The 19,235-nt window shown below is 72.3% G+C and carries 17 protein-coding genes; 9 read left to right on the forward strand and 8 right to left on the reverse strand.

All coding sequences use genetic code 11. From position 1 onward, the window contains the following. Nucleotide 1: 1 nt before the first annotated feature. The 3 genes from WMF36_RS14155 to WMF36_RS14165 are packed head-to-tail and all read left to right on the forward strand — an operon-like array spanning nucleotide 2 to nucleotide 6,020. Nucleotides 2-1,153 carry an HlyD family secretion protein gene (locus tag WMF36_RS14155; protein WP_437580120.1) on the forward strand — a complete coding sequence of 384 codons (1,152 nt, stop codon included), beginning with the start codon at nucleotides 2-4 and terminating at the stop codon, nucleotides 1,151-1,153. Then, a complete protein-coding gene (locus tag WMF36_RS14160) occupies nucleotides 1,150-3,894 on the forward strand; it encodes an ATP-binding cassette domain-containing protein (RefSeq protein WP_437580121.1) in 2,745 nt (914 codons plus the stop codon). Before WMF36_RS14155 ends, WMF36_RS14160 begins: the two co-directional genes overlap by 4 nt. Continuing rightward, on the forward strand, nucleotides 3,891-6,020 hold the full coding sequence (locus WMF36_RS14165) for an ATP-binding cassette domain-containing protein (protein WP_437580122.1): 2,130 nt from the start codon (nucleotides 3,891-3,893) through the stop codon (nucleotides 6,018-6,020). The genes WMF36_RS14160 and WMF36_RS14165 overlap by 4 nt, the downstream gene beginning before the upstream one ends. 193 nt (nucleotides 6,021-6,213) lie before the next feature. Here the strand turns inward: WMF36_RS14165 and WMF36_RS14170 are convergent, their stop codons facing one another. Further along, on the reverse strand, nucleotides 6,214-6,372 hold the full coding sequence (locus WMF36_RS14170) for a hypothetical protein (RefSeq protein WP_437580123.1): 159 nt from the start codon (nucleotides 6,370-6,372) through the stop codon (nucleotides 6,214-6,216). Between the two features lie 292 nt (nucleotides 6,373-6,664). Here WMF36_RS14170 and WMF36_RS14175 point away from each other — a divergent pair, with 292 nt between their 5' ends. The 3 genes from WMF36_RS14175 to WMF36_RS14185 are packed head-to-tail and all read left to right on the forward strand — an operon-like array spanning nucleotide 6,665 to nucleotide 9,008. Beyond that, nucleotides 6,665-7,321 carry a hypothetical protein gene (locus WMF36_RS14175; protein ID WP_437580124.1) on the forward strand — a complete coding sequence of 219 codons (657 nt, stop codon included), beginning with the start codon at nucleotides 6,665-6,667 and terminating at the stop codon, nucleotides 7,319-7,321. After that, on the forward strand, nucleotides 7,318-8,331 hold the full coding sequence (locus WMF36_RS14180) for a hypothetical protein (RefSeq protein ID WP_437580125.1): 1,014 nt from the start codon (nucleotides 7,318-7,320) through the stop codon (nucleotides 8,329-8,331). The genes WMF36_RS14175 and WMF36_RS14180 overlap by 4 nt, the downstream gene beginning before the upstream one ends. Nucleotides 8,332-8,342: 11 nt before the next feature. Beyond that, nucleotides 8,343-9,008 (forward strand): glycine-rich domain-containing protein, encoded by a 666-nt coding sequence (locus WMF36_RS14185; RefSeq protein ID WP_437580126.1) that lies wholly within the window; start codon nucleotides 8,343-8,345, stop codon nucleotides 9,006-9,008. Nucleotides 9,009-9,124: 116 nt separating this feature from the next. Here the strand turns inward: WMF36_RS14185 and WMF36_RS14190 are convergent, their stop codons facing one another. From WMF36_RS14190 to WMF36_RS14220, 7 genes are all read right to left on the reverse strand, one after another. Beyond that, a complete protein-coding gene (locus WMF36_RS14190) occupies nucleotides 9,125-9,811 on the reverse strand; it encodes a hypothetical protein (protein WP_437580127.1) in 687 nt (228 codons plus the stop codon). A gap of 299 nt (nucleotides 9,812-10,110) precedes the next feature. Next, nucleotides 10,111-10,695, reverse strand: coding sequence for a transposase (locus WMF36_RS14195; protein ID WP_437574015.1), 585 nt, complete (start codon nucleotides 10,693-10,695; stop codon nucleotides 10,111-10,113). A gap of 32 nt (nucleotides 10,696-10,727) precedes the next feature. Then, on the reverse strand, nucleotides 10,728-11,171 hold the full coding sequence (locus WMF36_RS14200; RefSeq protein ID WP_437574014.1) for a helix-turn-helix domain-containing protein: 444 nt from the start codon (nucleotides 11,169-11,171) through the stop codon (nucleotides 10,728-10,730). A gap of 197 nt (nucleotides 11,172-11,368) precedes the next feature. Further along, nucleotides 11,369-12,178, reverse strand: a complete 810-nt coding sequence (locus WMF36_RS14205) for a class I SAM-dependent methyltransferase (RefSeq protein ID WP_437580128.1) — start codon at nucleotides 12,176-12,178, stop codon at nucleotides 11,369-11,371. 179 nt (nucleotides 12,179-12,357) lie between these two features. Beyond that, the gene (locus tag WMF36_RS14210; protein WP_437580129.1) at nucleotides 12,358-12,690 is read right to left on the reverse strand and encodes a hypothetical protein; all 333 of its coding nucleotides are present in this window, start codon (nucleotides 12,688-12,690) and stop codon (nucleotides 12,358-12,360) included. Nucleotides 12,691-13,048: 358 nt separating this feature from the next. Next, complete coding sequence (locus WMF36_RS14215) at nucleotides 13,049-13,744, reverse strand: uracil-DNA glycosylase family protein (RefSeq protein WP_437580130.1); 696 nt, start codon at nucleotides 13,742-13,744, stop codon at nucleotides 13,049-13,051. After that, the gene (locus tag WMF36_RS14220; RefSeq protein WP_437580131.1) at nucleotides 13,741-14,373 is read right to left on the reverse strand and encodes a rhomboid family intramembrane serine protease; all 633 of its coding nucleotides are present in this window, start codon (nucleotides 14,371-14,373) and stop codon (nucleotides 13,741-13,743) included. Before WMF36_RS14220 ends, WMF36_RS14215 begins: the two co-directional genes overlap by 4 nt. 146 nt (nucleotides 14,374-14,519) lie before the next feature. Here WMF36_RS14220 and WMF36_RS14225 point away from each other — a divergent pair, with 146 nt between their 5' ends. The 3 genes from WMF36_RS14225 (at nucleotide 14,520) to scpA (ending at nucleotide 19,234) form a co-directional block, all read left to right on the forward strand. Beyond that, nucleotides 14,520-16,019, forward strand: a complete 1,500-nt coding sequence (locus WMF36_RS14225) for a M14 family metallopeptidase (RefSeq protein WP_437580132.1) — start codon at nucleotides 14,520-14,522, stop codon at nucleotides 16,017-16,019. A 121-nt stretch (nucleotides 16,020-16,140) separates the two neighbouring features. Further along, nucleotides 16,141-16,593: a VOC family protein gene (locus WMF36_RS14230; RefSeq protein WP_437580133.1), complete on the forward strand. Its 453-nt coding sequence runs from the start codon at nucleotides 16,141-16,143 to the stop codon at nucleotides 16,591-16,593. Beyond that, on the forward strand, nucleotides 16,586-19,234 hold the full coding sequence (gene scpA, locus WMF36_RS14235) for a methylmalonyl-CoA mutase (protein ID WP_437580134.1): 2,649 nt from the start codon (nucleotides 16,586-16,588) through the stop codon (nucleotides 19,232-19,234). The genes WMF36_RS14230 and scpA overlap by 8 nt, the downstream gene beginning before the upstream one ends. Nucleotide 19,235 lies beyond the last annotated feature (1 nt).

A 19,235-nucleotide genomic window follows, 5' to 3' on the forward strand; every position in this document is an offset into this window, starting at 1 on the left:
CGTGGCCTCGCCGTTCCTCCGCACGATGCGGTCGCTCGAGCTCGAGCGCGACGCGAGGACCTGGATCCGCCTCGCCGTGATCCTCGCCGTGCTCGGCGCCTGGGCGGCCTGGATGCACGCGGCGCGCGTCTCGGTCTACGCCACGACCGCGAAGGCGCGCCTGGAGGTCAGCCGGATGGCCCACCGCGTGGCCGCCGCCGAGGCCGGGCGCGTGGCGGTCGTCCGCGTGGAGCTCGGGCGCCACGTGGAGCAAGGCGAGGTGCTTGTGGAGCTGGACGCGGCCGTCGAGGAGAAGCGCCTGGAAGAGGAGCGCACGAAGGTGGCCGTGCTCGCGCCGAAGCTCGGGGCGCTGCGGCGCCAGATCGCCGTCGAGGAGGAGGTGCGCGCGTGGCAGGAGAAGCTCTCCGACGCCTCGATCGCGCGCGCCAGGATCGACCTGCGCCAGCGCGACCTCTCCGCCGCGCACGGCGAGGAGCTCCGCGCCATCTCCGAGCGGCTGCATCACGAGCAGCTCGCGTCGACGGCCGAGCACCTCCAGGCGAAGACCCGCGCCGCCGACGAGGTCCTCGAGGCGGAGGGGGCGCGCGCCGATCTCCACCGGCTGTCGGTCGCGCGGCGCCACGACGAGCGGCAGGCCACAGCCCACCTCGCGGAGCTCGAGCGCGCGCTCGGCGACCTCGCGGCCGAGCAGCGGGCGGCCGAGGCCGCGGTGGACACGGCGCTCGCGCAGATCGAGCGGCGCAAGCTCCGCGCGCCCATCGCCGGAAAGCTCGGGAATATCGCCGCGCTCCAGGTGGGGGACGTGCTCAAGCCCGGCGACCTCGTGGCGACGGTGGTCCCGGGCGAGGACGTGCACGCGGTCGCGCTCTTCGCGCCGTCCGACGCGGTCGGGCGCGTCGTCCCCGGGCAGAAGGCGCGGATGCGCCTCGACGGGTTCGCGTGGACGCAGTTCGGCATGCTCGAGGGGGAGGTCTCCCACGTCGCGAGCGAGCCGTACGACGGCGCGATCCGCGTCGAGCTCCTCGTGCGGCCGGGCAGCGCGGCGTCGATCCCGGTGCAGCACGGGATGCCGGGGACCACCGAGGTCGAGGTGGAGCGCGTCTCTCCCTGGACGCTCCTCCTGCGCGCCGTGGCGCCGGGAGGCCCGCGATGAAGCGCGCGTTCCTCGTCCCCGAGGTGCTGCAGGCGTCGCTCATGGACTGCGGGCCCGCCGCGCTCAAGGCGGTGCTCCAGGGGTTCGGCGTGGAGGTGCACTACGAGTGGCTCCGCGACCGATGCCAGACGGACGTCGACGGGACCTCGATCGACGCGCTCGCCGCGCTCGGGCAGGAGCTCGGGCTCGCGACCGCCGAGGTGGTGGTCCCGCACGACAGCTTCCTCTTGCCCGAGGCCGACTGCCTGCCCGCGATCGTGGTCAAGCGCGGCGCGGGCGACGCGCTCCACTTCCTCGTCGTCTGGCGCCGGCTCGGGCCGTTTGTGCAGATCCTCGACCCCGGCAGCGGGCGCCGCTGGGTGCGCGCGGATCGCTTCATGGAGGACATGCCGCACTTCCCGATCCCGATCTCGATCGAGAGGTGGAGACGGTGGGTCTCGTCCGAGGACTCGCTCGGCCCGCTCCGCGCGAGGCTGCGCGCGCTCGGCGCGCAGGGGGAGGCGCTCATCGCCCGGGCGGACGCCGACCCGGGGTGGCGGCCGTTCGCGGCGCTCGACGCCGCCGTGCGGATGGTCGCGCGCCTCGTCCGGGGCGGCGCGATCTCGCGCGGGGGCGAGGCGCAGCGCGTGCTCGAGGGCGTCTTCGACCGCGCGCTGGCCGGGGAGGCGGGCGCCATCCCGAAGGGGTTCTTCTGGGCCGCGGAGGGCAAGGCGCCGGGGAAGCTCCTCGTGCACGGCGCCGTCATCGTCCACTTCGCCGCCCGCGCGGCCGGCGCAAGCGCCCCCGCTGCGGCCGCGCGTCCGGCCGCGCCGCCGCCTCCGCCGAGCTACCGCGACAGCGCGACGCCGGCGGCCGCGCCGGTCGAGCAGGCGCCGCGCGCGGTCGCGACCGCGGTGCTCCCGGCGTCCGTCCGTCGCGAGCTCGAGCTGCCGACCCCGTCCGCGTCGCGCCTCTTCTTCTGGATGCTCCGCGCCGACGCGGGCCGGGCCCTCGCCCTCGTCGGGGTGGCGCTCGCGGCGAGCGCGGCGATCGCGGCGATCGACGTGGTCGTCCTGCGCGGGCTGTTCGACGCCGTGAAGAACATCACGGTCGAGTACCAGCGCGCGCTCGGGCTCCTCGCCCTCGTCGCCTTCGCCGCCGGGGGCCTCCTGCTCGAGCTGTTCGTGGCCCACGCCGTCTCGCGCCTCGGCCGCGCCCTCGAGGTGCGCTTCCGCGCCGCCTTCCTGGAGAAGCTGCCGCGGCTCGAGGATCGCTACCTGCGCAGCCGGCCCACCTCGGACATGACCGCGCGGGGCCACGCGATGCACCTGATGCGCGAGGCGCCGGCGCTCTTCTCTCGCATCGCGCGCGCGGCGCTGTCGTTCGCCGCGACGCTCCTCGGCGTGCTCTGGCTGTACCCGGGCGGGGCGTGGCTCTCGCTCGTCGCGGCGGCGGTCGCGCTCGCCGCCCCGTACCTCGCGCGGAGGCCGCTCGTCGAGAGCCTCATGCGCCTGCGCACGCACGCGGCGTCGCTCGAGCGGTTCTACCTCGACGCGCTGCTCGGCGTGGTGCCGATCCGCGTCCACGGCGCGGAGCGCGCGGTGCGGCGCGAGCACGAGGCGCTGCTCGTCGAGTGGACGCGGACCGGCCGGCTCGTGCACGCGCAGTCCACCGCCATGCAGGCCGTCCAGGGGCTCGCGAGCACGGCCGTGGCGGTCGCGATCGTCGGCGGCTACGTCGCCTCCGGCGGCCCGGCCGCAGCGCTGCTCCTGCTCGTGTTCTGGTCGCTGCGCCTCCCCGTGGCGGCGCAGGAGCTCGTCGCCGCGCTCCTCGGCTGGAGGAACGTGCGCAACGCCTCCGTGCGCCTCTTCGCGCCGCTCGCGGCGCCGGAGATGGACCTCCCCCGCGCGCCGGTCGCCGAGGACGTGGAGGACGCCGCGCCGGGCGCCGCGTGCGCCACGTCGATCGATCTCACGGGCGTCAGCGTCCAGGCCGGCGGGCACACGCTCCTGTCCGAGGTCTCGCTGCGCCTCGCGGCGGGGTCGCACGTCGCGATCGTGGGCACGTCCGGCGCCGGGAAGTCGTCGCTGCTCTCGCTGCTGCTCGGGTGGCTCAGGGCGTCCCGGGGGGAGGTGCTCGTCGACGGGCGGCCGTTCGACGACGCGGCGGTCGGGCGCCTGCGCCGCGCGACGGCGTGGGTCGACCCGGCCATCCAGCTCTGGAACCGCACGCTCCTCGAGAACATCACCTTCGGCCACGCCGGCGACGCCCTCGCGCGCGTGCCCCTCGCGATGGGCCAGGCCGATCTCACCGGCGTGCTCGAGAGCCTGCCCGACGGGCTGCAGGCGGCGATCGGCGAGGGCGGTGCGCGCCTGTCGGGGGGGCAGGGGCAGCGCGTCCGCCTCGCGCGGGCGCTGATGAAGGGCGACGCGCGCCTCGTGCTCCTCGACGAGCCGTTCCGCGGCCTCGAGCGCGAGCGTCGCCGGGCGCTCCTCGCCCGCGCGCGCGAGCACTGGGCGCGCGCGACGCTTGTCTTCGTCAGCCACGACGTGATGGACACGCTCGGCTTCGATCGCGTGCTCGTGATCGAGGGGGGCAGGGTGGTCGAGGACGGCGCGCCGCGCGCGCTCATGGAGGATCCGCGGAGCCGCTACCGCGCGCTCGCCGAGGCGGACGCGCGGGCGCGCGACGAGGTCTGGTCGAAGGGGCGCTTCCGGAGCGCGACGATGGAGAGCGGTCGGCTCATCGAGGGGGCTGCATGAAGGCGAGCGACACAAAGGCGAACGAGACCGAGCGGGCGGCGGCGCTGGCCGAGCTCGCGTGGCAGCCCTCCGCGCTCGGCCAGGCGATGAGCGCCCTCACGGCCGCGTGCGGGCTCGCGAGCGGCGCGGCGCCGTCGCCCGGCGCGCCGCCGGACGGCGATCCCACCGCGTGGATCGAGGCGTACGCGGGCTGCATGGGCATCGAGGCGGAGGCGGTCCAGTGCAGCTTCGCCGACCTTCCGCGCACCATCGCGTCGCTCGGTCCCTCCCTCATCCGCTTCGAGCAGGGCTACCTCGCGGTGATGTCCGCGGGCCATCGGGGCCTCTCGGTGCTGACGCCGGCGCTCACGCCGGCGCGGATCCCGCTGGAGACCGTGCGCCGGGCGCTCTCCGCCCACCTCGAGGACCGCCCCGCGTCGCACGTCGACAAATGGCTCGCCGCCGCGCGAATCCCGCCGCGGCGCGCCGCGCGGGCGCGCGCCGAGCTCCTCGGCCAGCTCGTCGCGGATCGCCCGATCGACGGCATGTGGCTGCTCCGCCCCGATCCCGGGTCGAGCTTCCGGCGCCTCCTCTCGATGCGCGGCGTGCTCCGCCGGGGCGCGATCTTCCTCGCCGCGGCCACCGCGCAGATCGCCCTCGGGGTGCTCGCCTGGTGGCTCATCGGCGCGGGCGCGCTCGACGGCGCCGTGCAGCCGGGGTGGCTGTTCGCGTGGGTGCTCCTGTCGCTCTCGGCCATCCTCGTGCAGCTGTTCGCCTCCTGGACGGGGGGGCGGCTCACGATCGACGTCGCCGCGCTCCTCAAGCAGCGCCTGCTCTGCGGCGCGCTCCGCCTCGATCCCGCCGCCATCCGGACGCGCGGCTCGGGCGAGCTCCTCGCCATGGTGTCCGAGTCCGAGGCCGTCGAGACGGCGGGGCTCGGCGGCGCCCTCGGGGCGGTCGTCGCGCTGGTGCAGCTCGCGAGCGCCGCGGTGGTCCTCTCCGCCGGGGCCGGCGGCGGCCTCCATGTCGCGCTGCTCGTCGGGTGGACGATCGCCGTGGCGCTGCTCGCCCGCCGGTTCGCCCGAAAGCGGGCGGCGTGGACGGGCGAGCGGTTCGCGATCACGACCGCCTTCGTCGAGAACGTCGTCGGGCACCGGACGCGCGTCGCCCAGCAGGCCCCGCACCTCCATCACGTGGAGGAGGACGCGGTGCTCGAGCGCTACCACGACGCCTCGCGCGCGATGGACAGCGTGGGCGATCTCCTTGCGTCGCTCCCGGCGCGCGGGTGGCTCGCGCTCGGGCTGCTCGGCCTCTTCCCAGCGGTCCTCGGCGGGGTGAGCGTCGGACCGCTCGTCGTCGCGACGGGCGGCATCCTGCAGGCGCAGGCGGCGTTCGCGACGCTGGCGACGAGCCTCGGCGCGCTCCTCTCCGCCGCTGTCTCGTGGCGCTCGATCGCCCGGCTCTTCACGGCGGCCGAGGGCCGCGAGCCGCCCGGGATCCCGCAGGCCGTGCTGGGGCGCCCCGCGACCTCGGACGTCGTCCTCGAGGCGCGGGGCGTCTCGTTCCGCTATGGCGGGGAGCGCGGCGAGCCCGTCCTGCGCGACTGCGGCCTGGTCCTCTCGAAGGGCGATCGGCTGCTGCTCGAGGGGCGCTCCGGCGGCGGCAAGTCGACGCTCGCGGCCGTGCTCAGCGGCCTTCACGCGCCGGCGTCGGGGCTCGTGCTCCTTCGCGGCCTCGATCGGCGGACGCTGGGCGGCGCCGCGTGGCGCAGCCGCGTCGCGAGCGCGCCGCAGTTCCACGACAACCACGTGCTCTCCGGGACGCTCGCGTTCAACCTGCTGATGGGCCGCGCGTGGCCCGCCGCGCCCGAGGACCGGCGGGAGGCGGAGCTCGTGTGCCGCAAGCTCGGCCTGGGCCCGCTGCTCGATCGCATGCCGTCGGGGCTCGATCAGGTCGTGGGCGAGACGGGGTGGCAGCTCTCGCACGGCGAGCGGAGCCGTTTGTTCCTGGCGCGCGCGCTGCTCCAGCGCTCGGACGTGGTCATCCTCGACGAGAGCTTCGGCGCGCTGGATCCGCTCACCGTCCGCGACTGCGTGGGCGCCGTGCTCGAGCGGGCCCCGGCGCTGATCGTCATCGCGCACCCCTGAGCCGCCCCGGCCGGCGCCCGCGCGAAGGCCGCTTGATCGGCCTGCGCGGACGGCCGGCTCCGCCGGCGTTTCATGCGGTCCAGACGCGAAAGGCCCGACGCTGCTCATCGCGGCGCGGGCCTCTCGCGGTCGTGTTGTCAGGGTCGAGAGGCCGGTCGCCGCGGGTCGCGGTCCCCGGCCTCTCGCGGGCGTGTCAGCAGCAGCAGCCGGGCGGACAGGTGCAGACGGGGCCGACGGGCGCGGCACCGGCCTGGAGCTCCGTGGGGACCTCCACCGTCAGGCGCGCAGGGCGCTCCTTGCTGATCTCCTGCTTCGTCTCGACCTCGACCTCGACCTTGATTTGCTCGTTCATGGTGATTGCTCCGTGGGTGCGTTGGTTATTTCCAGTTGCGGACTCGACGTCCCGCGAGGAGGGCTATTGCAGTCGCCGTGCCACCGCGGTTTCTGCGGGCCGCGACCTCTGTTTCTGCGTGACCGCGACCTCTGTTTTTGCGTGGCCGCGACCTCTGTTGAGCAACTCCTTTCCCAGTTGGGGAAGCCCCTCTGGAATCGACCTTCCCTTCCAACGAGCTCCGGTACACGCGATGGGGTCCCCGAAGCGGGTGAGCGCCACTCGGCACGAAGCTCGCAATGAGCCACGGGCGATGGACACGTCAATCATCCCCGAGCTGCTCTCTTTCCGTGCGCCGTGGCTCGAAGAGAAGCTGGTCAAGGACCGGATGGCCTCTTCTCGCGAGGAGGCGGCGCGGCTCTTCGACGAGGTGAAGAAATACATCTTCATCTGCCGGGCGGACCGGACCCGGCAAATCCCCATGTTCTCCCGGAGGATCGACGAGGTCTGGCACCAGCTCGTCCTCTTCACCGAGGAGTACGCGGCGTTCGGCCATCGCTTCTTCGGCGAGTTCGTTCACCACACCGCCAACACCGCCCCTCGCGGCGAGCTCGGCGCGCGCCCCGCGATGACCTTCGACCAGTACCGCGCCGAGGTCGAGGCGCTCTTCGGGCCCATCTCCGGCGCGTGGCGGGACGAGCTCGCCGTGACGCCGGACACGCGCCTCATCCGCGTCAAGTTCGGCCGGCCCATCTTCGTGCGGGTCGAGCAAGGGAAGGCGGATCTCGTGTGGTCGCTGGAGCCGCCGCGCGTCCTCGTGCGCATCGACGCCTGGGCGAAGGACGCGCTGCAGTTCATCGTCGACTGCGATCACTTCTATGTCCGCGAGCTCCCCGGCCTCGACGACCCGAATCGCGTGGCGCTCTGCCGTCCGCTCGTGAAGAGCGACGTGCTCCGGATCGCGCCATGAGGCTCGCCGACCTCACCGCCCTCCTCGGGCAGCTCGATTTCCCGCGTCCCGAGGGCCGCGTCCGGCCGCCGCGCGATCATGTGCGCACGGTCGAGGCCGCGATCCGGGTCGGGCTCTCGGACGACGAGCTCCCGCTGGAGCTCCTCGCGCTCGAGATCGAGCGGCGGGACGGCGCGCCGGGCCTCGCGCCGTTCCACGTGGTCTCCGAGCTCGGCGTCCGCATCGCGTTCGCGTACTGGCGGCCCGGGCGCGCGGCCGGCGCGCACGAGCACTCGGACTGGACGGTCACGGCGGTGTTCCACAACACGCTCGACGTCGCGACCTTCGACTGGGACGCGACGGTCCGCGCGCGGCGGCTCGTGCCGAAGCGCCTGTTCTCCGCCGAGGCGGGCCGGGTCGGCCACATCTACGGGCCCTGCATCCACGATCCGCGGAACCCGACCGGGAGCTGGTCGATCTCGCTGCACCTGTTCGGCCCTCACGACGGTCCGGTGCTCGAGGAGCAGGTGGGCCCCATCGACGGGCTGACCCCCGCGGCGCCGCGGGCCGCCGCGGGAGATGCGCTCTCGGCGGCGCTCCTCGCGCATGAGCGCGAGTGCGTGCGGCGGGCGCAGATCGACGCCCTCGCGCAGCGGGGCCCGCGGGCCGCCGCGCTCCTCGCGCGCCTCCATGCCCGCGGCGACGCCGGCACCCGAAAGCGCGCCGCCCGCGCGCTCGGCCGGCCCGAGGATCTCGACCCGCGCACGGTCCTCGTGCGCCGCTGGCCGGGCGTGGATCTCGACGTGACCCGGAGCGCGGGTCGCGCCGAGCTCCGCGCGCGCTGCGGCGAGCGAGCGCAGCTCCTCTTGCGCATCGAGGCGTGGGCCGAGCCCGCGCTCCGCGCGCTCGCTGCGGCGCGCGAGATGAGGCCCCGCGACATCCCCGGTCTCGCGGAGGCGGAGCAGCTCGCGCTGGCCCGCGCGCTCGTCGACTGGGGGACCTTTCAGCCCTTCGCAGCCCAGGAGAACTGACCATGCAACCCATGCAACCCATGCAAACGGATCTGGTGACCGCGAGCGCGCGCAGGCGGCCTGATCTCTTCGCCTACCGGGCGCCCTTCGTGATCGACAAGCTGCTCATGAACAAGACCGTGGCCACCGAGCGCGAGGCGGAGGCGCTGTTCCGGGAGCTCGCGCGCTATCTCTGGCTCGTCGAGTCCGACCGTACCCGCGCATACCCGATGTTCTCGCTGCGCGTCGACGAGGCCTGGCACCAGTTCGTCCTCTTCACGATCGAGTACGCCGATTTCTGCGAGCGCTTCTTCGGGCGCTTCCTGCACCACGCGCCGGCCAACGCGCCCGTCACGCACACGGCCCCCGAGGCGACGTGGGACGAGTTCGCGGCCGCGTACAGCGCTCTTCACGGTGAGCCGCCGCCCGAGGTGTGGAACGACGCGGCGTCCGTCTGCGGCCCGCGGCGCGTGATCCGCGATCGCGACGTGTCGGTCCGGCTGAACGACGGCAAGGCGGAGCTCGTCGACGGCGAGGCGGTGCTCGTCCGCGTCGATGCCTGGGGCGAGCCTGCGCTGCGCTTCATCGCCCGGCACGGCATCTTCTACGTGCGCGAGCTCCCCGGGCTCGACCTGGACGACCGGATCGCCCTCTGCCGGGCGCTCGTGGCGTCGCGGACCCTCCGCGTCGCTCCGTAGTCCGCGCCGTCGCGCCGCGAGGAGCGCTCGGATCCGGAGCCGGCCCAGGAAGAAGGCGGTTCGCGCGAGGAACCTTCCACCTCCTTGCCCCGAGCATTCCGCCCTCGAGGGCTCGATCACCAGCAGCTATAGTCGTACACCGAACGTAGCTTTTCCCCGACGCGCTCGACCAGCAGATCGCCGTCGAAGACGTAGGTGAAGGCCGGCAGGGATGGGCTCGGGGTGCCGTCGAGCGGGCTCACCCCCTGCTCCCGACGGAGGAGCCGACAACCATCATAGACGAACGCTGTCGTTATGGTCGGGAGCTCATCCGTGAAGTGGTCGAACGTCGCTCGCGCGGGGCGCCCTTGGCCGTCATAATCGTATCTGATGAAGTAGTCGTCGTTGCCAATGGTGATCGCCGGCGCGTCGTCGTCGTAGGCGACGCTGAGAACACGGGTGTCGGCCGGGCCGCTCCGGATCATGCGGACCATACGCCCGCCTTCGTACTCGAAGCTGTGCGTGTGGGTGTCGCTGCCTTGCGTCTCGACCGCTCCGACGACACGCTCGCCATCGTACTCGTAGACGAACGACGTCTCCGCTCCCGTGTCGCTCGACGTCTCCGTCTGGGCGCACGGTCCGGGGAGCGACCCATACATCCATGGCCCGAGCTCCGGCACGGGACCGCGGCCAGCGAACGCGGGACAGCCCGTCACGTCGCCGCCGCCCGCGCCGCCCGCACCTCCCTCATCTGACGCGCCCGCGCCGCCCGAGCCTGTCGAGGTCGCCGAGCCTCCAGAGCCCGCATCCCCACTTCCGGACATCGACGGTCTCTCAACGGACTCGCCGCCACCGCAAGCCACGAGCGAAAGCAGCCACCCCACGGCCAGGCATTCGCATGTTCTGAAGGCAACCCGATGCATCCCTCACCTCACTCGCTTCGCGGACGCATCTCGCGTCGAACCCGATCGAGCCCACCACGCCCTCATCGCGCGATCAAGCAACGCCACGCATTCTAGACCCTGCGGCCCCGTCCCAGAAAGAAATAGCGCTCCCGCCCACTCCGGAAGTCCGCCATCACGCTCCACGCGTGCTGGTTTTCAAATCAGCGGTGAAGACCCACTTAGAGCGGTTTTCGTTCGAGTGCGGTACACCCAGCATTCGGCGGGGCACGGGCTCGACCAACGCGCGCAGGAGCCTGCGACCGGACTGGGCGCCGCCGAGTAGGACGACGAGGTCGTCGGACGTAGCCTTTCAGCGCGAACCAGCCCTGCGCGTCCTGTCGGAAGACCTTGTCGACCCCACGGACCATCGCGTCGTAAACCGCCGGCACGGTGCGCGGAGCGGCGGCGCGAAGTGCCTCCTTGACCTTGGAGCCGCAGTTCTCCACCGGCGACAAGTCCGGCGAGTAGGCGGGCAGAATCCAGTAGCGGACGCCTCGGGCACGAAGCGCCTGGCGCACGCCACGTAGGCGATGCGCGCCAAGGCCGTCGACAATGACCACGTCTCCGCGCTTCAGCTCGGGCATGAGCACCTGGCGCACGTAAACCTCGAAGTGCTCACCGTTCATCGCCCCCTTGAAGGCCCACGGTGCAACGACACCTCGCAAGCCAAGCCCCATCACCAGCGTGATGTTCGGGTCCGGATTGGCGGGGACTTTGCCGTACGCACGCCTCCCGCGAGGCGCACGCCCATAACGGCGCGCCATGCCCAGGTTAGCGCCGAATTCGTCAACGAAGATCAGCCGACGCGCACCCGCCGCCCGCGCTCGGCGGCGGAACCTCCGACGCGCGACTTGGACATCGGGCCTGTCCTGTTCGCTTGCACATAGCGTCTTTTTTTTCGTGTCAAACCGAGCCGCATCAGCGCGCGGCACATCGTCGGGCGGCTCACGCGCGCACCCGTGCGGTGCTCCAGCAGCTCGATGAGCTCATCCAGGGTTCGGTCGTTTTTGTCGTCGACGAGCGCTCGTAGCTGCTGCGCTCCGGCCTCGTCGATCTTCGAGGCCCTTCCGCCACCGTGCGGCCGAGGCGCTACGCTCCCAGTCGACCGCTCGATACTGAGATACTCCTGCACAGTGCTGAGAACGACGGCGAAACGCGCGGCGATTTCTCGCATGCTTCCCTCGCCGTTGCGGTAGGCATCAACGATCCGCTGTCGCAGGTCGACACTGTACGGTCCCATGCGCGTAGCCCACGCAGCCTGCGTGCCATCACCCTACCGGACGTGCTCTGCTTGCACCGAACCCGAACGAAAACCGCTCTAGAACCTACCAGTCCTCAGCTCGCGCGTGTGGATGGTGCTCTGGATTGGCTTTGTGCGGGAGAGGGTAGCGCTAAAGCCCTTGACGCGCGGGCTGCCTCATCGCTGGCGACGCGGTGCTAGCGCGTGCCGACGCCCAGGTTGGCGACCATGGCGAGGCGCTGAGGACCCTCGCCGAACCGCGCGTGCAGCCGGGTGAGGATTGCCTTGCCGAGCTCGTCCCAGCGCTCCGCGCCGAGCTTGTCCCGCAGGAGCACGAGCGGCGCGTTGCTCCGGCGCATCGAGCGCCAGAGCTCCTCGGTCGAGGTCGCTTCCAGCGCGTGCTCGACCTCGCGCACCGAGACGTCGCGAAACCCCGCGGCCTCCATCTCGGCGCGGAACTCGCCCGGGTCTCCGAGCGGCGCCTTGCCGTCGCCGAAGGGCAGCCCGGGCAGCTCGGCGCGGAGCGCCGAGAAGAGCTCGTCCAGGATCGGCGTCCTGTCCATCGGCGCCCAGCTCCCGACGACGGCCCGGCCGCCGGGGCCGAGCACCCGGAAGAGCTCGCGCAAGCCGCGATCGCGATCGGGGAAGAACATCAGCCCGAACATCGAGAAGGCGGCGTCGAAGGAGCCATCCTCGAACGGCAGCGCCATGCCGTCGCCGACGCGGGCGTCCACCGCGAGCCCCGCGCGCGCGGCGCGCTCGCGCAGCCGCTCGACCATCGCCGGGGCGAAGTCGATGGCGGTCACGCGCGCCTCCCCGGCGGCGAGGAGGGACAGGGTGCCTGGCCCGGCCGCCACGTCGAGCACGCGGGCGCCCGGCCCGATGCCGGCCAAACGGAGGGCGTCGGCGGCGTACTTCTCGAAGTGAGGGACGATATCGACCGCGTAATCGTCTGCGACCATGTCCCAGGCGACGGGGGTGGCGAGGGGGCTCGGGGGCTGGCTCATGGGCCAAGGTGCTACCACGTGCGCGCCGAGCAGATCCAGCCGGCACCGCCCGGCGGCAGTCGCAGGATATCGAGAAGAAGAGGAGAAGAGGAGAAGAGACCTACAGCAAAGATGCTGTATGGAACCGGGCGCTCACCGACATCGTGACGCTCCCTGGAGCGGCCGCGCCCGCGCGGTGGTCACTGTGCGACCGCGCTTTCGCGGCGTTTCGCCACACGCGCCTGCGCCAGCGCCCTTGCCCCACCTCTCGCGCCGGTGTTCCCCACCGCCGCCTCCGGCGAGCTCGGATCAGCATCCGAGTCGGCGTCCTGCTCCTCATCCGTCTTGTCCTCCGCCTTGTCGGCGCCGGTCTCGGTCGCGTCGTGAGGCGGCAGCACGGCCTTCGCGGTCGACACGAGCAGCACGCTGGTCAGCGCGACGACGCTCGCCGACCCGGCGACGAACACCGCGATATGCATCATGGTGCGCTGGAGGAGGCTGCCTTCATTCAACTTCCGGAGGATCTTCAACATCGTGCTACCTGCCTCTTTCGCGAGCGCCCGCTCGCCGCCAGCGTCTCTGCGACATCTCCTGTGAATGCGAGCGTCGTGCCATCAACCACCCGCTGGAAGTACCGCATGGATCGCAAGGCCTCTGGTGCCGCTCTGCCAAAGTGGACACGTCGGCGACCTGTACAATGGCGCATCCTGCCAAAATGACAATCCGTTCTTCGGGAGCGCCGCCATCGCGGCGTGTCCGGCGATCGTGGCGCACGGAACACGGTGTACGCCCGACGGAGCTGCCAGGCCTTCCGTGCTCTCGGCGCGCCTCCCGTCCTGTCGACCTGACCCTCATCGACGAGGCGTCCGCCGCTTCGTCGGGAGATGCCTCTCAGCGCGGATTCGGGGGCGCGTCAGGCGCCGCGGGAGCGGCGGGTAAGGCGCCGGCGAACGCGCGCACGGCCTCCGGGTGCTCCGCGATGAGGCGGAGCGCGCGGCCGAGGAGCGAGATCCCCGGCTCGGTCTTGTGCCAGGTCGACGCGCCGCTCGGGTGCGGCAGGCAGATGACGTCGGCCTCGACGCCGTGAAAGCGCGCCCGGCGCGCCTCACCGATCACGCCCGCGAGCGGCCCTCGGTGGCCGAGCACCTGCTCAACCGCCAGGCCGCCCACGGGCAGGATCAGCCTCGGCTCCAGGATCCCGACCTCCCGCTCGATGTGCGTCCGGCAGCGCAGGATCTCCTCGGGATCGGGCTTCCGGTCGCCGCCGCCCTTCGCCTTGCCGGGGAAGCAGCGAGCGACGGCCGAGATGTAGACGCGCCGCCGGAGCTCCTCCTCGGGGACGCCGAGCGCCGCCTCGAACCAGCGGAACAGCGTGCGGCCCGCGGTCCACGCGAACGGGCGGCCGAAGCTGCCCTCGCGCGGGCCGGGCGCCTGGCCGATGAGCAGGATCCGGCTCGGGACGGCCGGACCATGGACGACCGGGCCGACCATCTTCGGGCAGGCACGGCACGCCTCGAGCTCGCGGTGCAGCGCGGCGAGCCTCTCCTCCGAGCTCAGGACGGGAAGACGGATCGCGGGGCCCCTCATCGCGTCGACATCGAGCGCCCTCCGGCGCCCGGGGCCTGCGCGGCCTGCGCGCGCAGGCGCCCCCCGAGGAGGCGCGCCGCGAGCACACCGCCGAGGAAGCCGAAGAGATGGCCCTCCCAGGAGATGCCCACCTGCGTCGGAAGCACGCCCCAGAGCATCCCGCCGTAGACGAACCCGACGACCAGCGAAAGCGCGATCGAGAGGACGCTCCGCTCGAACCAGCCGCGGAGGAGCAGGAAGCCGAAAAAGCCGAAGATGACGCCGCTCGCGCCGATATGCACCGAGCTGCTCGACCCGATGAGCCAGACGCCCAGGCCGCCCACGAGCGCCGAGAGGAGCGTCACGAGGACGAGGTCGCTCGTCCTGCGGAGCAGGATGAGCCAGCCGAGCGCGACGAACGGGACCGTGTTCGCCATGAGGTGGGCGAAGCCGCCGTGCAGCCATGGCGCGAGCGCGATCCCGAGGAGGCCCGGGATCGTGCGAGGGCGGATGCCCAGGGCATCGAGCGATCCGCGGAACATCAGAAAGTCGAGGATCTCGATGGCCCAGAGGAGCGCGACGAGGCCTCCGAGCAGCGCCGCATGCAGCTTGAGCTCACGGGTGATCGTCCTGGTTTCGCTGGTGCTCATGCTTGTCCTCGCCGGGCCGCAGGAGAGGGGCCCACGCCTCGAGCGTAGCTCCTGAAACAGCGACGCGCGCGTGCTCTTCCTGCGAGGCGCGCCCTCGGCGCCGATAGCTGCCCCGTCCGGCGAACGGCGGGGTAGAGATCGGGCTCATGCTGCTCACCCGCGCCGAAGCCACCGGATTCCGCGAGACCTCCCTGCACGCCGACGTGATGCAGTTCGTCCGCTCGCTGGAAGCCCGCAACGATCCGCGCCTCTCCGTGACGACCTTCGGGACGAGCCCGGGCGGACGGGAGCTGCCGCTGCTCTTGCTGTCGAAGGACGGCGTGCGTTCCCCGGCCGAGGCCCGCCGCACCGGACGCCCCGTGGTGCTGATGCTCGACGGGATCCATCCCGGCGAGGTGGAGGGCAAGGAGGCCAGCCTCGCGCTCGTCCGCGACCTGCTCGACGGCCGGCACCCCGACTGGCTCGACACGCTCGTGCTCCTCGTCGCGCCGCTGTTCAACCCGGACGGCAACGACGCGCTCGACCCGCGGAACCGCCGCCTCGACCTGAAGAAGCTCGCCGGCCAGCCGGGCCCGGTCGTGGGCACCCGCACGCAGAGCCAGGGCATCAACCTGAACCGCGACTACCTCCGCCAGGCCGCGCCCGAGATGCGCCTGCTCCAGGAGCGCGTGTGCATCCCGTGGGCGCCCGATCTCACGATCGACAACCACGCGACCAACGGCTCGGTGCACCGGTTCCACATGACGGTCGACGTGCCCCACACCCTCGAGTCCGGCCGCGCCGAGCCGATCGCGATGATGCGCGATCGCCTGGTCCCCGACGTGATGGCGGCGGTCCGGAAGCGCGGCTTCGAGAGCGGCTGGTACGGCAACTTCGTCGAGGACGAGCGCGTGATCGACGCGGGCGGCGACGTCGATCCGACGGCGCCCGTCGGCCTCGGCTGGATGACGTACCCGCACCATCCGCGGTTCGGCTCCAACTACCGCGGGCTCACGGGCCGGCTCGACCTGCTGCTCGAGTGTTACAGCTATCTCCCGTTCGAGGAGCGCGTCCAGACCGCCTCGGCGTGGCAGATCGAGGCCCTCTCCTGGGCCGCCGCGCACGACGGCGCCATCCGCGAGGTCGTGGCCGCGAGCGCGCGGCCGCCGGAGCGCGTCGCGGTCCGGTACCGCCTCGAGCCGACCGGGACCCCGATCGACATCCTCACGCGCAGCCCGCGGGCGTTCGACGGCGAGCCCGTCACCGTGCGGATCCCGCACCACGCGCGCTTCGTCGGGACCACCGTGGTGGACCGGCCACGGGCCTACCTCGTGCCGCCGGCGCTCGCCGAGGCCCTGCGCCGGCACGGGCTCCGCGTCGAGCCGGCCGAGGGCGTCCACGACGTCGAGGTCGCGCGGGTGGCGTCGCTCGGCGCCGAGGGCGGCCGCGCGATCCTGGAGGCGGCCCGGGTCGGCGAGGTGGCCGTGCAGTGGCGCGAGGAGGCCCGGCGGGCCCCCGAGGGCTGGTCCCGGGTCGACACCGAGCAGCCGCTCGGCGCGATCGCCGTGTACCTGTGCGAGCCCGAGAGCGACGACGGGGCGGTCGAGAACGGCCTCGTCGAGGCGCCCGCCGTCGGGGACGAGCACCCGGCCTGGCGGGTCCGATGAGCCCGGAGGCTTGGCATTTCTCCGGCGTTCTGCTTTTTCACGAGGTGGCGATCCGCTCGACGCCTCGCTGCTCGATGCGGCTCGCTGACCCGAACCTGACCTGAACCTGAAAAGGAGAGCGATGAAGGACCAGATTCCCGGCTTTCTGTTCATCGACCACATCGCCATGGCGGTGCCCGCCGGGCAGCTCGACGCGCAGGTGAAGGCCTACGAGCTGCTCGGCTTTCGCGAGGTGCACCGGGAGGAGGTCCGGGGCACGGATCAGGTCCGCGAGGTGATGCTGCGTGTCGGCGACAGCGACAACCACATCCAGCTCCTCGAGCCCCTCTCTCCTGAGTCTCCCGTCCAGAAGCTCATCGACAAGAACGGCGGACGCGGGGGCTTCGCCCACGTCGCCTACCGGGTCGGCGACGTTCAGGCCGCCTTCGACGAGCTCAAGGCGAGGGGCTTCCGCCTCGTCGACGCGGCGCCCCGGCCCGGCTCCCGGGGCACCACGATCTTCTTCATGCACCCGAAGTCGCGTGAAGACGCGCCGTTCGGTCACCTCATCGAGGTCGTGCAGGCCCATGGATGACAGGCTCTTCGCCGAGTTCGCGCCGGTCGCGCTGGAGACCTGGAAGCAGGCGCTCCAGCGGGATCTCAAGGGCAAGACCGCGGACGATCTCTCCTGGGCGAGCGCCGAGGGTCTCCTCGTGCCGCCGATCTTCGCGCCGGACAGCCCTCCGCTCCCCGCGGCCGAGGGCGGGCCGCTCGTGGCGTCGCTCGTCGCCGAGCTCCGGAGCGGCGCTCCGGAGCTGCGCTTCACGCTCGGCTGCAGCTACTTCTTCGAGATCGCCCGCCTCCGCGCCGCGCGCCTCCTCGCCGCGCGCCTGCGGCCGGGCGCCACCCTCACCGCCGTCATCCCGTCGGCCGCCGTGCCCGGCGACGAGCAGCACAAGAACCTCCTCCGCGGCATCGTGGCGATGATGGCGGCCGTCGCCGGCGGCGCGGACGACGTCGTGATCACCCCGCCCGAGCGCCTGCTCGGCAACGCCCGGGTCATCCTCCGCGAGGAGGCCCGCTTCGAGGCCGAGGGCAGCCCCGCCGCGGGCTGCTGGTACATCGAGCAGCTCTCGCAGAGCCTCGCCCGGGCGGCGATGCGGCAGCTCGATGACACCGTGGATCTCCCCGCGCCGCCCGCGGCCCCGCAGGACACCGCGCCTCCCGAGCACCTCGGCTTCTCCTCCGGCATTTCGCCGTTCCTGCGCGGGCCGTATACCAGCATGTACGTGGTCCGCCCGTGGACCCTCCGCCAGTACGCCGGGTACTCCACGGCCGAGGAGTCGAACGCGTTCTACCGGCGCAACCTGGCCGCCGGGCAGACCGGGCTCTCGGTCGCCTTCGACCTCGCGACCCACCGCGGCTACGACTCGGACCACCCGCGCGTGGTCGGCGACGTGGGGAAGGCCGGCGTGGCCATCGACACCGTGGAGGACATGAAGATCCTCTTCGACCAGATACCGCTCGACAGGATGAGCGTGTCGATGACCATGAACGGCGCCGTGCTCCCCGTCATGGCGTTCTACATCGTCGCCGCCGAGGAGCAGGGCGCGCGGCCCGAGCTCCTCTCCGGAACCATCCAGAACGACATCCTCAAGGAGTTCATGGTCCGGAACACGTATATCTACCCGCCGGCGCCGTCGATGCGGATCGTCGCCGACATCTTCCGCTATACGGCCGAGAAGACACCCAGGTTCAACTCGATCAGCATCAGCGGCTATCACATGCAGGAGGCGGGCGCGACCGCCGAGCTGGAGCTCGCCTACACGCTCGCCGACGGCCTCGAGTACCTGCGCACCGGCATCGCGTCGGGCATGGATATCGATGATTTTGCCGGTCGATTCTCGTTCTTCTTCGGGATCGGCATGGACCATTTCACCGAGATCGCCAAGCTGCGGGCGGCGCGGCTCCTGTGGGCGAAGATCGTGAAGGGGTTCCACCCGAAGAACCCCAAATCGATGGCGCTGCGGACTCACTGCCAGACGTCGGGGTGGAGCCTCACCGAGCAGGACCCGTTCAACAACATCACCCGCACGGCCATCGAGGCGCTCGCGGCCGTGCTCGGCGGCACCCAGTCGCTCCACACGAACGCCCTGGACGAGGCGCTGGCGCTCCCCTCGGACTTCTCGGCCAAGGTCGCGCGCGACACGCAGCTTTTCTTGCAGAAGGAGACCGATGTCTGCCGCGTCATCGACCCGTGGGGCGGCTCCCACCTCGTCGAGCGCCTCACGGAGCGGCTTTCGCGGAGCGCGTGGCGGTTCATCCAGGAGGTGGAATCGCTGGGCGGCATGGTCAAGGCCATCGAGAACGGCCTGCCCAAGCTGCGCATCGAGGAGGCGGCGGCCCGCAAGCAGGCCCGCATCGACGCGGGCCGCGACATCATCGTCGGCGTCAACGCGTACAGGCTGGAGAGGGAGGCGCCGATCGAGCTCCGCGAGGTGGACAACACCGCGGTGCGCGAGACGCAGGTCGCGCGCCTGGGCGCGGTGAAGGCCGCCCGCGCGGAGGCCGCGGTGGGCGAGTCGCTCGCCGCGCTCACCCGCTGCGCCGCGACGGGCGAGGGGAACCTGCTCGCGCTCGCCGTCGACGCCGCGCGACGCCGCGCGACGCTCGGCGAGATCTCCGACGCGCTGGAGCGCGTCTTCGGCCGCTACGAGGCGCCGGTGCGCACCGTCAGCGGCGTTTACGGCGCGGAGATCCGCGAGGCGGGCGCTGGTCGCGAGGTGGAGGCGCTCGTCCGCGAGTTCGCCGCCCTCGAGGGCCGCCGCCCGCGCATCCTCGTCGCCAAGATGGGTCAGGACGGGCACGACCGGGGCATGAAGGTGATCGCCACCGCCTTCGCGGATCTCGGGTTCGACGTCGATATCGGCCCCCTCTTCCAGACGCCGGAGGAGGTGGCCCGGCACGCCGTCGAGAACGACGTCCACGTGGTCGGCATCTCCTCCCTCGCGGGCGGCCACAAGACCCTGGTGCCCCAGCTGATCGACGCGCTCGGGGCGGCCGGCCGCGGGGACATCCTTGTCGTGGCGGGCGGGGTGATCCCGCCGCAGGATTATCGTTATCTCGAGGAGCGCGGCGTCGCGGGCGTCTTCGGGCCCGGGACGGTCATCCCAGACGCCGCGGCGCGGATCGTCCGTACGCTCATCGGGCGCCTCTCCGCGCAGGAGGCTCGCTAGG

Source organism: Sorangium sp. So ce887 (assembly GCF_051521455.1).
In the GTDB taxonomy this organism is placed as follows: domain Bacteria; phylum Myxococcota_A; class Polyangia; order Polyangiales; family Polyangiaceae; genus Sorangium.